Origin of the sequence: Vibrio sp. 99K-1 (genome assembly GCF_013114585.1) — a bacterium.
GTDB lineage: Bacteria > Pseudomonadota > Gammaproteobacteria > Enterobacterales > Vibrionaceae > Vibrio > Vibrio chagasii_B.
Genome location: NZ_VTXF01000034.1, coordinates 1 through 15,726, shown reverse-complemented (window position 1 = coordinate 15,726; position 15,726 = coordinate 1). Strand labels below are relative to the sequence as shown.

The 15,726-nt window shown below is 43.7% G+C and carries 9 protein-coding genes; 5 read left to right on the top strand and 4 right to left on the bottom strand.

Going from position 1 to position 15,726, the window contains the following annotated elements:
• Window position 1 precedes the first annotated feature (1 nt).
• Window positions 2–4,903, top strand: a complete 4,902-nt coding sequence (locus tag F0228_RS21890) for a transporter substrate-binding domain-containing protein (protein ID WP_171762742.1) — start codon at window positions 2–4, stop codon at window positions 4,901–4,903.
• Window positions 4,904–4,975: 72 nt separating this feature from the next.
• Here F0228_RS21890 and F0228_RS21885 read toward each other — a convergent pair whose 3' ends face one another.
• Window positions 4,976–5,866: a LysR family transcriptional regulator gene (locus F0228_RS21885; RefSeq protein ID WP_171762741.1), complete on the bottom strand. Its 891-nt coding sequence runs from the start codon at window positions 5,864–5,866 to the stop codon at window positions 4,976–4,978.
• 529 nt (window positions 5,867–6,395) lie between these two features.
• Here F0228_RS21885 and F0228_RS21880 point away from each other — a divergent pair.
• Window positions 6,396–7,571 (top strand): MFS transporter, encoded by a 1,176-nt coding sequence (locus F0228_RS21880; RefSeq protein WP_061032331.1) that lies wholly within the window; start codon window positions 6,396–6,398, stop codon window positions 7,569–7,571.
• A gap of 247 nt (window positions 7,572–7,818) precedes the next feature.
• Here the strand turns inward: F0228_RS21880 and F0228_RS21875 are convergent, their stop codons facing one another.
• From F0228_RS21875 to F0228_RS21865, 3 genes are all read right to left on the bottom strand, one after another.
• The gene (locus tag F0228_RS21875) at window positions 7,819–10,575 is read right to left on the bottom strand and encodes an immune inhibitor A domain-containing protein (RefSeq protein ID WP_171762740.1); all 2,757 of its coding nucleotides are present in this window, start codon (window positions 10,573–10,575) and stop codon (window positions 7,819–7,821) included.
• Between the two features lie 37 nt (window positions 10,576–10,612).
• Window positions 10,613–10,912 carry a hypothetical protein gene (locus tag F0228_RS21870; RefSeq protein ID WP_061032333.1) on the bottom strand — a complete coding sequence of 100 codons (300 nt, stop codon included), beginning with the start codon at window positions 10,910–10,912 and terminating at the stop codon, window positions 10,613–10,615.
• 537 nt (window positions 10,913–11,449) lie between these two features.
• The gene (locus F0228_RS21865) at window positions 11,450–12,415 is read right to left on the bottom strand and encodes a hypothetical protein (RefSeq protein WP_171731942.1); all 966 of its coding nucleotides are present in this window, start codon (window positions 12,413–12,415) and stop codon (window positions 11,450–11,452) included.
• A gap of 153 nt (window positions 12,416–12,568) precedes the next feature.
• Between F0228_RS21865 and F0228_RS21860 the strand changes: the two genes are divergently transcribed.
• The 3 genes from F0228_RS21860 (at window position 12,569) to F0228_RS21850 (ending at window position 15,586) form a co-directional block, all read left to right on the top strand.
• Window positions 12,569–13,036, top strand: a complete 468-nt coding sequence (locus tag F0228_RS21860) for an Lrp/AsnC family transcriptional regulator (protein ID WP_008216282.1) — start codon at window positions 12,569–12,571, stop codon at window positions 13,034–13,036.
• 166 nt (window positions 13,037–13,202) lie between these two features.
• Complete coding sequence (locus tag F0228_RS21855) at window positions 13,203–14,765, top strand: PAS domain-containing methyl-accepting chemotaxis protein (protein WP_171731941.1); 1,563 nt, start codon at window positions 13,203–13,205, stop codon at window positions 14,763–14,765.
• Between the two features lie 272 nt (window positions 14,766–15,037).
• Window positions 15,038–15,586, top strand: coding sequence for a hypothetical protein (locus tag F0228_RS21850; protein WP_345775988.1), 549 nt, complete (start codon window positions 15,038–15,040; stop codon window positions 15,584–15,586).
• Window positions 15,587–15,726 lie beyond the last annotated feature (140 nt).

The following is a 15,726-nucleotide window of genomic DNA, read 5'->3' as shown; positions in this document are numbered from 1 at the left end:
TATGTCGAGGCTAAAAAGTTCAGTGATTTCATTCACGGTATGGTTGCTGTCCGTGCTTATGTTTGTTGGCAGTGCTTATGCCTTTGAAGTGACTGATGCAGAGCTAGAGGGTTGGTTAGACAACAAGCCTTCAGTGACCTTTATAGCCCTTACTAACCATTACCCATACTCCTTCCTTGACGACAATGGGAAGGTGTCGGGCATTATTAAAGATTGGACAGAGGATCTTGAAGAGCGGTTTGGCGTTCATGTGAAGTTTATAAGCGTCAGCTCGCGCAGTGAAGCCAAAGCTGCACTGCTTGATGGACGAGGTGATGTTTTTCCTTTCCAACAGTTTGATCCAAGTGATGGAGGGCGCTTTCTTTCGAGTGACCCGTATATCCCTTATCAGGTTGCGGTGATTGTCCCTATTGATAATAAACTTACTACGAGTTTGGACCAAAACCGTAAGCGCCGAATTGCTATGGTTAATGAAAACATTGACTTAAAAAAAGCGGGTGTTCAATTAAGTTCTATCGAGCGCGTCGATTTTAACAACGTTATCGATGCGGTCAGGGCGTTAGGAGAAGGTCAAGTTGAAGGGATTGTAGCTGAACCTATCACCACTATGGATCTTGCAAAGAAGGTGGGCGTTCATGACTTAGCAGTCAACTACGTGTTAGAGCATTGGAAAAGAATTAAGGCCACTATGGTGGTTCGTAGCGGCGATGTAGAACTCCTAACCTTACTCAATAAACAGATACATTCTTTTGATGTTCACAAAGAGAACCAAATTTTATCTAAGTGGTTAGATATCTCGCCTTATCGTGTGCCACTCAAAGGCGTGTTTGGCTTTGGCAACCCTCCTTACATGTATCCAGATAGCACCGCTGTTGGCTTGGAGCACGACATTATACAGCGCGCATTGAATGATATGGGCCATAAACTTGGTGACGTTGTCACTTTGCCGCCGAGTGCCGCGAGGAAGGCCATTGATAATAATAACTCGATCTCTTTTGTCTCAGGCGTTCAGGCTGACGATCCGGATGCCCACTTTTTAAGTGATAGTGTTATTAACGTTGAATTCGTCCCTGTGTCGCTGGCAAGGCGCCAACTCAATCTTAAATCTCAGAAAGGCTTGTCTCTAGGGGCGCTGCTATTTGATGACACCTCACCGATAAAAAACTCGATAGAGATGCTTTCTAAGGAAGTTGATATCGAACGAGTTGAAGATATCGGTACGTTAGAGTCGGCATTCGCACAGTTAAGAGCTCAGAGCGTAGATGTCTTAATGGTCGAGAGGCGAGTACTGGAGTGGTTTATTACTAATACTCGCTTTATTGAAATGTCAGAGCTTCGATTACACGATGACTACCGAGTGGAGTATCCAATCTATGTCGATTTTAAGAGTGAAGAACTGAGAGACCGATTTAACGCTGCGGTGGCCAACCTTAAGCAAGTCGATGATGGTTTAAACCAAATCATTGAGACTCATATCCAGAGTGACCTAAGCCAGGTTCTGAAGAAAGCGAGTATTATTGCTCAAATCTCGGCTTATTTTATCGTAAATGACCGCTTTGACGACCTGTCTGAGCTCTTTGAAGTATTTGATACAGACAGTTCATTTCAGGTGATCACAGCCCAAGCAGACAACAATAATCGCCCAATTAAAGCCTGGTACATAGGCAACCTAGTTGATGATTTTGGAGAGAAGCGCAATACCTCCCATTTTGCATCAGTGACCAAAGTCGCCAGCTACCGCACGAAAGGTGGTATTACTAATTCGGGCTCCATGACCTTTTACTTTGACACTCGATCTCAACAGCGAAACCATATTTACTTCCCAGATATAGAGCAGTTTAATTCGTTTGGTGAACCCGCTAAGCGGTATATTGCAGAGATATATCAAGCAAATAACTTAACGGGAGAGATCTTAAATTTAAGTGAAGATGAGAGGGAGTGGCTTAAAAATAATCCAACGGTGCGAATCGGTATCGATCCTAATTCACTCCCGTATGAGGCTGTTTCTAGTACTGGCGAGTACATCGGTATGATTGATGATTACCTGGAACTCATCGCGCAGAAAACAGGCTTGAACATTGAACATGTTGATGTGGCGAATTGGTCAGAGACTCGAAGTTTAGTCGATCATCAAGAAGTGGAACTTGTCTCTGCGGCGCAAGAAAATCGCTCCTTGGGCGAGAATGTCAAAGCGGTAAACAGCCTCTTCTCAAGCCGTTTAGCTATAGCCTCAAGGCGAGAGGTGAGCAGCTTAGTGCTCGATGAAGCGACAGGATGGAAAATCGGTATTTTAAGAAATGCAGCGAATACTGAGGCGATAGTAGAGAAGTATCCAAACGTCGAGTGGGTATTTGTTGACTCGACCGCTGAGGGGTTGAACTTGCTCGATGATCAAAGCTTAGACGGAATGATCGATACGGTTGATGTCTTAAACTATTTGATTGATTCATTTGGACACCGAGATATTGGGATTATCGGCCGACTCGACTTTTTCCTGTCACCGACCTTACATGTGATCAAATCTGAACCTCTTCTATTTTCTATTTTGAATAAAGCTATTGATAAGATCTCTGCAGAAGAGCATCAAAAGATATCAGCGAAGTGGGCGGCACCAAAAGCGATAGAAAGAGTTGACTATCATCTGGTTTACACCATCTCCGCTTTTTCGTTAGTGATTCTTTTGCTGATTGTCTTCTGGAACCGAAAACTCGCTAAGCAGATTAGCATAGCCAATCAAGCAACAGAGGCACTCAAAAAGGCGCAAGACCAGCTCTATAGCATGTTAAATAGTTCTCCAATCGCAGCCGCTGTGGTTTTTGAGGAGCAGGTTCGTTATGCCAATGACACTGCAAAACGCTTGTTTGGCGTTGAAAATAAGGAACTCTCGTCTATCGATGTAGTTGCTATTCATGATTCTCTCGAGGTTCGTGATGACATTCATAAAGAGCTCAAGCTGAACGGAAAAGTCGTTAACAAAGAGTTAGTGCTTAGAAAGTCAGACGGCACTCGTTTTGTCGCACTAGTAAGCTACTACTTGTTTGAGCTTGATGGTGAAATCGCAACGCTATTTTGGGCATTCGATATTTCTGAAATGAAACGTCTAAATGAGCAATTGGCTGAAGAGAAAGAGAGAGCAAACCTCGCAAGTCAGGCTAAATCAGAGTTTTTGGCGAACATGAGCCACGAAATTAGAACGCCAATGAACGCAATTATTGGCTTGTCTTATCTAGCGATTGGGGAGATCACTAACCCTACAGCCCGCAACTATATCGAAAAAGTGCACCGCTCTGGGCACTCTCTGTTAAGCATCATCAACGATATTTTAGACTTGTCTAAGATAGAAGCGGGTCAGTTGTTTATCGATAATATTCCATTTAATGCACTAACGACATTTCAAGACGTGATTGAGTTGATGGAATCGAAAGCCGCTGAAAAGCAGCTCAACTTGTCGATGTCGGTTGACCCAGAACTGGATACCCCTCTTATGGGGGACCCACTCAGATTATTCCAAGTGATACTTAACCTGATAGGTAATGCGATTAAGTTTACCGAAAAAGGCAGCGTCACGTTAACCGTCGATGTAATGGAATCGAATGATAACAACTTGACCATGAGAGTCAGCGTTGTGGATACCGGTATTGGGATCTCTGACGAGAACCTCCACAAACTATTTCAAGCGTTTAGCCAAGCAGACACAACAACAACGCGCAGGTTTGGTGGCACAGGGTTAGGGCTCAATATTAGCCAGAAGCTTGTTAACGCGATGGGTAGCCAAATTACGGTTGAGAGTGAGTTTGGGCAAGGCAGTGAGTTTTCTTTTATTGTGACACTTGCAAGGTCGACGGATGAAGAACTCGCGAAGTTTAAAGCTCAAGAATTGCAATTGGATTATCAGATAGAGTTTAAAGGTCAGAAGATACTGCTAGTGGAAGATAATGAGCTAAACCAAGATCTTGCGTTAGCCTTTTTTAGTCGCTCTAAGTTAGACGCCGACCTTGCTGAAAACGGCAAAGAAGCACTGGCATTAGCCAAGCACAACGACTACGAAATGATCTTTATGGATCTACAGATGCCAATCATGGATGGGTTTGAGGCCACAAGGCTGATTCGTGAATTTAATACCACAGTGCCTATTATTGCGATGTCGGCAAACGTGTTTAGTGATGCAAAACAAAGAGCGAGGGACGCAGGCGTAACGGACTTCTTGGATAAGCCGATCATTATTGATAAAGCGACGTCTTTGATCTCAAAGTATATCGTTCCAGAGGTATTGATTGAGGGGCAAGCATCTGCGCCTAAATTAGTTGATGAATCAGTTTCTGACAACTCTGGCTTGCCTATTTTCTCACAAGCTCAATTTGACCAGCTCACTAATAACGATGCATCCTTGCAAAATAAGGTGTTGGATAGGTTCTGCCAAGGGGCGCCATCGATGCTGTCTGAGGCGTTCGATAATCTAGCGCAAGAAGAGTGGGTGACGTTAGAGCGGAATCTACACACCCTAAAAAGTATGGCGGCTTCAATTGGCGGGCAGAGGCTCGCTGAATTACTCAGTGACTTAGAAAGTCGAGCTCACAATAGGGCATGCGTGGAGCAAGATCTTAAGCATGGCGAAATTGGCTTAACGGAGTTAATTGAAGCGGTCGAGCGCGATTTTGGCAAACCATGCGCAACTACAGCAGATAGAGGTTCAGATGATACTTCGGACTGTTCTGAGGTCGCTCCTGAGCAAATCGCTAAGCTGCTATCTCTTCTCGAGGCTTACGATAATGATGCGACTCAATACGTTTCGGAGTTACTCATTGAACACCCTGACTCGAGTGCTTTAAAAGAGGTGCTGAGATTGCTAGAGAGTTACGATTTTGAAGGTGCCACTGAGGTGCTCAGCGCTTCACAGCCATAGAACCAAAGCCTTTTGCTAGTATTCAAAGCCTTTAACTATCGTGGTTAAAGGCTTTTTTATCTGTGCACTAACCTAATTGCTGACATTCTGTTTGATTAAATTAATCACGGTGTTGTATCGATGAGGGAGCTTGCGGTTTCGCTTTTGGACTAAGTACAGCGTTTCCTCAACTTCTACTTTTGGTGGGACGACGTGCAACTTATCTCTTTCAGCAAAATGTTCAACGGCACCAGCTGGCAACACGGTAAACCCTAATCCCTTGGATACGGGCAGCAGTATCTGATGAAGTTGGTTGATGTAGCCTGATTTCGGAATCTCATTAATGTTGATGTTCGCGAGCTCTTTATCACCACACAGGTCGAAGTATAAAGAGAGGTAGTGCGCAGAGTCTGGGTGAGCGATGAGTCCAATCTCGTGCAGTGTTTGTGGCGTTATCTCAAGGTCGGCATGACTGTGGTGCACGATAAGACACAAGGCTTCTTTGCCGATAATTTGGCTTTGGTAGTAACTGTCGTTCGGTGAGTGTCTTACGATGCCTACATCGGTTGTCCCTTGAAGCAGGTCATTCAATATCTTCTTATTCGGTGCGGCTTCAAGATTGATGCTTAGCTCTGGGTGTTGCTGTTGTAGTTCAAGAAGCTTGGGATATAAGCGCAAGGAAAGCGATCCTGAACAGGATAGGTGGCACTGTCCTGAATAAGGGTTGTCGAAACTAAGTGATTCAAAAAGGTCTTCTTGGTCTTTCTCTAGTTTGAGTGCATAGCGATACATGATCCGACCTTGCTCGGTAAGCTCGAAGCTCTTATTTTCTCGAGAGAGCAGTTCACAGTCACATGCTTGCTCAAGCTTTTTAATATGCTGGCTCACACCGGGCTGAGTCATGTACAACTTTTCAGCCGTTTGGGTGAAATGGCCGACTTCTACCAGAGTTTTAAATGTGTTGAGCCAAAGTGGATTAATCATACTCGCCTCTTAATGCCGAAGTTTTTTGAAACAGTGCTAGGGCGTGTTGGTCTTTCGTGGTTAAATTTTGTTCGAGATAAAAGCGTTTTAATCGCGGCGAGGGAGAAGTAGCCTAGTCATTCTAAGCAAATCTCCCTCAACAAAGAGTAAAACGCTTTTGGCCGAACCCTACGGGCAGCGTTTGCTGGTCATTTCTACTGCGTTATCGGCTTCTCATGTAGGCTAGCTACACATCAAAGCCTCTGCCTTGTATAAATACCCAGCAACTCGCTGCAAAAATCAGCTCGAAAGATCAACACGCCCTAATGGATAACAGAAAATTATTATTATCTCCGTTAATGATAAATGCAAATCCAGAATGAATTGAAAATATAGAAAGCGACGCATTCGATATCGTTAAAGATCCAAAAGGAGATGGCTTTAAAGCAATACATTGGTAGCAGGTGAGTTTCATTTTTTGTAACAAAGTGTTGAGACTTTGTTGGTTATTTGGTCTAGTGATCAGCCGCGCTCATATTTAGGAACGAAGATGAATAGAAATGTTTGGCTGCTGTCACTGTGTCAGGCCTTATTAATGACAGGGAATATCTTACTGATTTCCGTGATTGGTTTGATAGGAAAACAGATTGCGCCCAGTGCCAGTATGATTACCTTACCAGTTGCGTTGCAGTTTTTGGGTTTGATGGCTGCCACCATTCCCGCCTCTTTGATTTCAGGTAAGCTAGGCCGCAAGCGAGGGTTTAGTATCGGTAATCTCGTCGGTATAACGGGGGCGAGCCTAGCAACTTACGCGCTATCACAACAAAACTTCTATCTGTTCTGCTTCGCCACCTTCTTATTGGGTATCGGTATTGGTTTTGGAACGCTTTATCGTTTCGCGGCCATTGAAGTGTGTGATGAAAATGCACGACACCGCGCAATCTCGATTTCAATGGCTGGTGGTGTCCTTGCGGCGGTACTCGGGCCGAACTTAGCGATTATGTCTCAGCAATGGTCGCAAGATGGCTTATATATTGGTGCGTTCGCTTCATTGATTGGGTTAAACATTTTAGCACTCGTTATCTTACAGACCATTCAATTCCCTAAAGTGTCGTTTAGTCACCAAGCGCCGAAGTCGGATTCTTTGAGTGCAATTGTAAAGGCGCCTAATTTCGTCGGAGCTGTATTTGCAGCGATGGTCGCCTATGCGGTGATGAACATTTTGATGACGGCTACACCACTAGCGATGATTGGATGTGGTTTCGACTTTACTAAAGCGGCGGGTGTGATCGAGTGGCACGTGTTAGGTATGTTTGTTCCTGCCTTCTTTACTGGGTCACTCATCGAGAAGTTTGGTTCAAGAATGATGATCTTGGCAGGTGGGATACTGTTTGTGTTTTGTATTGCCATCAACATCCATGGTGAGTCGATTTGGCATTTCAGAGCGGCTTTGGTTTTACTCGGGGTAGGCTGGAACTTTATGTTCATCGCGGCAACCGGTTTGTTCAGTCAATCTTATCAACCGCAGAACAAAGCGAAGGCTCAAGCGTTTAATGAGTTTATTGTCTTTGGCTGTGTGACAGTAACGGCGTTGCTTTCTGGTTGGTTAGAGTCGACAGCGGGCTGGCAAAACCTCAATATTTATGTATTGCCATTTGTGTTAGCCGTTATCATATTGTTTGCATTTAGCGCACGTAAATCTCGCATTCAAAATCAACCTGTATGATGAGTTATCGCTTGTTTGGAGATATTAACTTCTTCATTTGAACAGAGCGTTAGGCTAGCTTTTCCGAAGCACAGACCAATAAAAAGCCCTACCGATGACGGTAGGGCTTTTGCTTACGGCTTAAATAATAACGTTTTCTTAAAACTGCTGTCCTGACTCATGCCAAAGACAGCAGTACTTAAGTTGGTTTATCAGTACGCACGTTATTGTCTACGTACTTATTTCAATGATTTGAGCTAGAAGCGACTTATAGGTCGACCATAATGGTCTTAGTCGTGATCCCGCCTTGGTCATCGATGATTTTTAGTTTCACTTCATGCTTTCCGTATGAAGGGAAGATAGAAGTGAATGTACGACCTCGTTTCACTTTTCCATTTGGTAATGTCCACTCTGTATCGACAATTCGCCCATCACTGTCTGAGCTTGTTGACCACATAGTGACCCAACGACCTAAGTGAATGTACTTCGCACTTGCTTCAGGAAGCGCGTTTGGAACCTCAACATTAACGATTGAGCTAAACGATGCGTTAGCACCTTTGTCGTCGACTACCGTAAGGCTGACTGTGTATTCGCCGGCTTCTTGGTAAGTCCATGTTGGCGCGATTTCACTGCTTGTTGCGCCGTTGCCGAAGTCCCATAGGTAGCTGATGATTTCGCCATCTTGATCCGAACTGAAGTTGCGAGCTGAGACGTTCAACCCATCTGTATTGAGTTCGAAGTTCGCTGTTGGCGCGATGTTGTGTTGGCTTACTTTCGACAGACGTACTACACCGTATTCGTTGACATCGCTTTGGTTAACAATGTCTACCACCAAGCCAAACTTAGTCAAAATACGACCCGAATCAGGAGCTTGTGGTGATGTGTAATCTTGGTCATCAGAGAAGCTCGCTGTACCCACTAGGCTTGTGTCCTGAAGCACATCGTTGTCACTGTTCACAAGACGCATAGGAGTATGATCTTTCAGTGAAAACGCGGCATCACGGACTTGGTAACGTGTTTGAGCGACTTTTCCTGAGTTTTGCCAAATCATGGCATTTTGGTCTGCATCGACCACACCTAACCAGCCTTCTCCTGGATGCTTGCCTACCCAGTTATCAGTGAGCGACTCATCGACATACCAAATGATCAGACCTGGATCGAACGACATGAGCTGGCCCATGCGCTTGATATTAGCCAAGCCTTCATCCACGTCCATATGACTGCGCCATTGCAGTAGGTAGTAGTGTTGAGCTTGATGGAAACCATTGTTCAATTTGAAGCCATTAAGCGCAAAGCTAGAGTTATCTTCGCCGTCATCTAGCGCAACTGTGTCACCGTCAACGATAAGGCTCAGGTTGTCTAAGTAGAAACCTTCCATGGCTAAGCCGCCATCGGTGATGTACTCGAACGAAAGCTCGACTTCTTGTCCAGCCCATTGAGAAACATCAAATTCAGCATCAATCCACCCGTCAGACTCACCACCTACCGCAGGCACTAGGCCGGTGTTGTAGGGGTCATCCATAGAGGTGATGTTGCCTGCGATGGCTTGCCCGTTCACAAGGACACGAGCAAAGTCATAGTCTTTTTCGATTTGGTACCAAGTTTTGAAGGTAAGCATTGCAGAATCGCCCGCCGGGATTTTCAGCTTACGGGTCATGCTATTTTTCAGGTCGTCGCCTTTTTGAGAGTGGAATGAGTACTCACCCTCGAACGGTTTCAAACCTTCGATTTGTTTCTCTGGAAGGTCGACCTTAATCATGTTCGGACGGGAGTTATCTGTCGTTTGGAACAAGGTGTAAATTTGTGGATTGTCTTCCAGGTCATCAATTGAGATTTGGTCATCATTAATCCAACGACCACCAATAGACTTCTGTAGGAAGTGTTTTGCCCAAGAACTGAATGCGGTTGGTTGAGTACCGCCAATTTGACCAGCCCAGCTGCCAGAAGACATTATAGACCAATAAGAGACTGGTTCACCCTTGCCCGTGTATTGCGTGTCGTACTCATCTGGAAGACCTAAATCATGGCCATATTCGTGAGCACAAACACCGGCTGCTGCGTCAATCGGTTGAATCGTGTAATCAAACGCCGCGTACTGGCCATTAAAGCGGTCTGGAAGCGAGCTCGAGGTGCCTTCTAGCACATGTGTGCGTCCAAGGTTGAATCGGTGAGACCAGATTGCATTAGGACCTAACACGCCACCACCGGCTTCTTCACCTACAGAAGCATGGAACACCATTAGGTGATCAATTACTCCGTCTGGCTCACGGAAGTCTCCGTCACCATCGTAATCGTAGCGATCCTCAATATCGTAATCAGCGAGGTTGATGCTAGGGTCTTGAGCTAACTGGTTGAGGGCTTCGCGAACGAGCTCTTGAGCATTTAGATCGTTATCTGTAGTCGGGGAGTTACCACCGTAGAAAGATGCTGGCTTAGAAGCTCGATACCAACCTGCGGCCTGACCTGCCACACTGTAACTGTCGCCTGACTCGCTCTGATAATACTGGCGCATCGAGATTAAGTTTTCACCATTTGGTCCGGTATAGCCCGAATCAGAAAACAGTAACTCTTGGTAGTGTTCTGAGTTGTAGCTCTCGTAGAGCATTTGCGTGTGCTCTTTAGTGAGCTTGTTATCGTCCCAGTTTAGATCAGGGAAGTCGACAAGCAGCGCGAGCACTTTGTCTGTGCGCTTGGTACCCATTTCCAGTGCGAAAACACTCGCTTTTTTGACGCCGGACTCTTTTTCGATGGCTTTTAGAATCTTTGCTCTCAGCTCCATGGCTTTCTTGCCAAATTGCGCATCACCTTTAAAACCCGAATTGATTTTATTTTTTAGGTAACGATCAAGGGCGCTGTGTCTTTCTTGATCGCTAGCGTTTTCATCAACTAAGCCTTGTCTTACTAGCATTTCAATTAGCTTATCTTCATTAACAACACCTAAATCAATAGGTGTTTTAGCATAACTGTTGACGCTAAATAGAGTAATCATTGCTGAAGCCAGCAACGTCTTTCTCATTATCTTCATTACATTTCCTTTTTATATTTCCATGTCGATATTAATATCAACTTCCTTCACCGGTGTTATTCACCGATATTGGTCTAATGCACTCTTTTGGTGCTTTATTTACCTGACGTTGGTTTTCTATATCTTTATTTAAATCGAGATTAGGCTGATGGTTCTTATTTGCTTTGGCATTGAGATAGATACGCAAAGCTTCTTGGTTTTCCTCATAATTTAAGCCTGGACAGATAATGCCCTGTTCAATCAATGACTTCAGCAATGGTTCATCATTCTCTATAGTGTAAGCCTGTGACAGTGAGGATAAGGACAGAACCATTAAAGCCATTGTTTTATGAGACATTGTTATAATTAGCCATTTGTTTCGATTATGTAACAAAATATATTTATAAAATTAACCAATCAAACTGTAAATTTTTACAAGTTATTGTCTATCCTATTTTCAACATTAAGAGTTAATATCAAATACCCTCAGGTAATTATCTTATTGTCAGTTATTTATTGAATTTTGGTGAATTTATAGTTGATGGTTTTAATAGTAAGTATCAGTGTAGATAATATGGTTATTGTCTCTCATGTTAATAGAGGTAAGGCTTTAGATAGTAATAAAAATACCGTTATACTTTGTGTTGATATAAGAATAATGAATTTTATTGTCAGCCCAATGATGGATTATTCGTGTTTAAATTATTTTCACTCGAATTATCACGATTTCTTCGATTGAGGAGAGGTGAAAGCGCTTGTGGGCGCAATGTTACGCAAATTTTTGGGTTGGAGCGGTTGGTGGTAGTGGCGAACAAGTTGGGTAGTGAAAAAGCTGATGATTAAAGAGCCTGTGTGCCGGCTCTTTTACTAAAAGGTTTAAGGTGAGTTTTCGCTGTTATGATTTGGATACGTCGCGATAAAAGTAACGCTCACAAATCGTTGGTTTGACACGTTTAATAGCGTGCGAAATTAAAGCGACGATGAGAACTGAGAATACGATTCTTCCCCAGAATATGGTGTAAAAATCAGCCCCGATCAGTAAGATCAACAAGGTGTCTTCAATCAAACTGTGGAGCAGATTGAGTAGCATAATGGCGGTAAACACGTCTCTTGCGGCTATATGTCCTTTCTTTGCTTCGTTGATCAATAGACCTCCTCCGAACGAAAGGCCGAGCGTGATCCCTATGATGGTTAGATTGGTCGCATCTTTGCTGATGCCTAGTAGTCTTAAAAATGGTCGTAGCAGCAGAGCCATTAACTTCTCGATGCCAAGAACCTTTAAAACTTTAAGTAACAGTAGCAGTGCTGAAATCACCATGAATATCACTGCAAAGTTTTTGAGTTGTTCGATAGCCCAACCGATGTAACTGTTATCTGACGATACTTCTGGCTGCCATAAGACGGTTGCTGGATAGTTGAGTAAATCTCCGTATTGATAGCTGAGATTCAGTAGCCATGCCAATACCAAGCTGCCGCCGACTCTGACTGATAAGGTGGCAAGCCAACTTACCCCTGCTTTTTTCGCGATTGCGCCTTCGATTGGTAGCGAATGAGCGAGCAGCATCATGCTGCCTAACACAGAAGCTTGAGCAACCGTTAAAGAAACATCGGAGTTGATGAGAATAATTAAGCCAGCGTATATATTGGTGAGGATGGTAGTAGCCCACACTAGGCCCATCTCTTTTGGTAACCCAACGCTTTCCATTATTGGGCTTAACCATTCACTCAGAATCACTATGCCGCCAAGCTCTTCTACGACTTTTATGACGATGATAATTGGAATCATGATCCGAAAAAGCGTTGAGGTAACATCGAAAATCTCTTTTAAGAGTTCTTTAAAAAATTGATAAGTGGATTTCATTGATACGTCCATGTTGCGACTGTTTGATTTAAGAAGATCTTATCGTGATTGCTGTGATCGTGATTTCTAAATCTCGTTATAAATTCGGCTATAATTTTTTAGTTACCTTTAATTGAGAAATTATTAGTCAATAAATAATGGATTTGAGAAATTATGGAAATCGACCGCATAGATAGAAGCATTCTTATCCAACTTCAAAAGAATAATCGTATTCCCAATTTAGCATTGGCCGAGCTTGTTGGTTTGTCACCGCCTGCCTGTTTAAAGCGTGTAAAACGTTTGAGAGAGGAGGGAGTGATCGTGGGCGATGTATCTATTATTAACCCTGAGCTTGCTGGTCATAAGATGACTTTGGTCGTGTCTGTCGAAATGGAGCGAGATAGAGGCGATATTTATCAAATTTTTCGCCATTCTATCTCGAAGGCTACAGAAGTTACGCAGTGTTATCAGATCTCAGGCAGTTATGACTTTATGCTTATCGTGACTGTTAAAGATATCCAAGCCTACGAAGACTTTGTTGAGCGAGTGCTACGCAAAGATCTCAATATTCGTAAGTTCCACACCTCTGTATCAATGAGAACGGTGAAGTTTAGTACTGAATTGAATTTAGAAGAGGCGTAACCGAGACTAGGACGTTTAGTACAAAATTGCAGCTATGTGAGGTAACTAGCTTAAATTCGTGTAAATAGCAGGCATTTACGCAAAATGTGACGTTCACATTTTGTCATAACTTTAATAATTGTATATATTCCTCGCCTAAAATAATAATTAACCAAAGTTAATAATAATGACTGTCAGCTCATCTTCTCTATCTCGTGAAACGTTACTCAGCGAACACGAACAACTCGTATCCACGACGGACCTCAAAGGCGTGATTACTTACAGTAATGATGCTTTTTGTCGTATCGCAGAATACAGCCAGCAAGAGTTACTAGGGCAACACCACAATATCGTTAGGCATGGCGATATGCCTAAAGCGGCGTTTGCCGATATGTGGTTAAACCTTAAGCAAGGCAAAGCGTGGCGGGGTATCGTAAAAAACAAAACCAAATCGGGTGGATACTATTGGGTCGATGCTTATGTGACGCCAATTTACGATAATGGGAAGGTGAGTGGTTACCAATCGGTACGTGTGAAGCCTAAAAACGAATGGGTACAAGTTGCCGATAAAGCATACCAAGGTTTATTGAAGGCTGAGAAATCTGGTCGCCAATGGTCATTACAGATCAGTGATAGTGTTCGTTATGCTGTGTTGCTGGGCTCTCTGGCTGCACCGCTGATTTCAAACCTTGTCGAAGTAGGGCAAGTGTCCCAATGGCTTCTGAGTTTACTACCTGTCTCTGCTCTTGCGCTGTTGTTCCGCCAAGAACTCATCGACACACCTTTACAGCTGAAAAAACTGCAATCAAAGTTCGATAGCGTGAGCCGCCTAGTTTATTCAGGGAACAGTAAGTTTTCTGTGGCTGATTTTCACTTAAAACTTCTGTCTGCTCGTATACGCACTGTATTAGGTCGAATGACTGACTCAGCGAAACCATTGCAAGATTTGGCTGACAATCTTAATGCTACGTCGTTTGAAGTGTCTGAAGCGTTAGATCAACAAACCAAAGACATTCTGCAAGTACGTGAGGCAACCGAAGAGGTTGAATTAACCGCGAATGAAGTTTCGTCTCGTACAGAAGAAGCGCATCAGATTGTCGATGTGACTCTAGAGACTTGTGCTGGCGCTAAAGAGAGCATTAACCAAACTCATCGCAACCTTGAAAATTTAGCTTCACAAGCTGAAAAAGCGACACAAACGACTTACCAACTGAGCGATCAAGCGCAAAGTGTCAGTAAGATAATGGAAGAGATTGGTGGCATTGCGGAGCAAACCAACCTGCTGGCGCTCAACGCAGCAATAGAAGCGGCGAGAGCGGGTGAGCAAGGTCGAGGCTTTGCCGTAGTGGCTGATGAAGTACGTGCGCTGTCTGGGCGTACTTCGAACGCGACAGTACAAATCAAAGAGAGCATCGAAACCATGCTCACTACCATTGAAGGTTGGCAGAAAGACATACTGGCGAACAGAGAGCAGACCGATGCGTGCGGTGATGTGGCTAAGGTGAGCGCAGAGCGTATATCTGAAGTTGAAAACTTGATGCAATCTATGAACGAGTTGATGCAGTCGGTAGAAAACTCAGCCCATAAGCAACGCACACTGTCGAGTGAGGTGAATCTTCACATGCAATCTATCGCGTCGACAGCAGAGCAGAATTTAGTTGCTACTCACTCAGTGAAGGATCATTCGACTGAGCTTAAAGAACAAGTAAACGAGTTCTATCAGTTAGCTAAACGTTTTGAAGAAAAGTAGCGACCTTAAATAACTTTATGAAAAAATAAAAGAAAGCCTTGCATGATGTGCAGGGCTTTTTTGTAGGTGAAGTGAAGGTTAGAAAAGCTTTGAAACAAAAATAAAACATCGTTCAATTGAGGTTAAGTTACACTTCATATATTCCAATCAAAAGACAGAGCATCAGCATGCGCCCCCTTATTGTTACCACCATTTGCTTAAGTTTTATTAGTGTTCCTTGTATAGCCTCTAAAGGATCAAATTATCTCTATACGGGATATCAGAATACGAGGGTGAGCGACGATGGTTTTCAAGATTACTTTGATGGTGCTTACAATAACTCGGGGAGTAAGCAGCTTTACGGTGGCTATGTCGGCGGTAACTATGCCTTAAAGGATACTTTTTTCGTCGGTTTCGACTCTTCTGTGACCACACGCTCTTCGACGACACTGTCTGATTTGTCTGTTCAGTTGGGCTGGTATCATCCTATTACTTCGCAGGTTGAGCTTTACGCTTCTGGTGGGGTGAATTGGGTTAGGCCGCAGAGGCGTTCTTCGTGCCGAAATGACACTATCCATGGACCGTGTGATAGAGAAACCACCAAAAACTACGATGAGGGCTTTATCGGTGAGGCTGGGGCGATTGTTTCGATTAATGAGCGTTGGTCGTTGCAACCATTTTATAGCTATTCTGACACGCATAAGCATGGCTTAAACAACTTTGGGATTGTGAGCTCGGTTGACGTTCTTTCTTGGCTCGCGGTCGATGCTGGGTATGAACACACGTATAGTAAAAACCTAAACCAGAATACACTTCGTTTGGGGGCAAGGTTTACGTTTTAACGGTGAAAGGCGAGATACAAAAAAGCCCTACATGAAAATGAACTGACCCCCAATAGTTGGACACCAATTATTGGGGGTCTTTTTATGTCCAAATATAGCCGAGAGCTAAAATGTATCATTGCTAAGCAATATTTAGATGG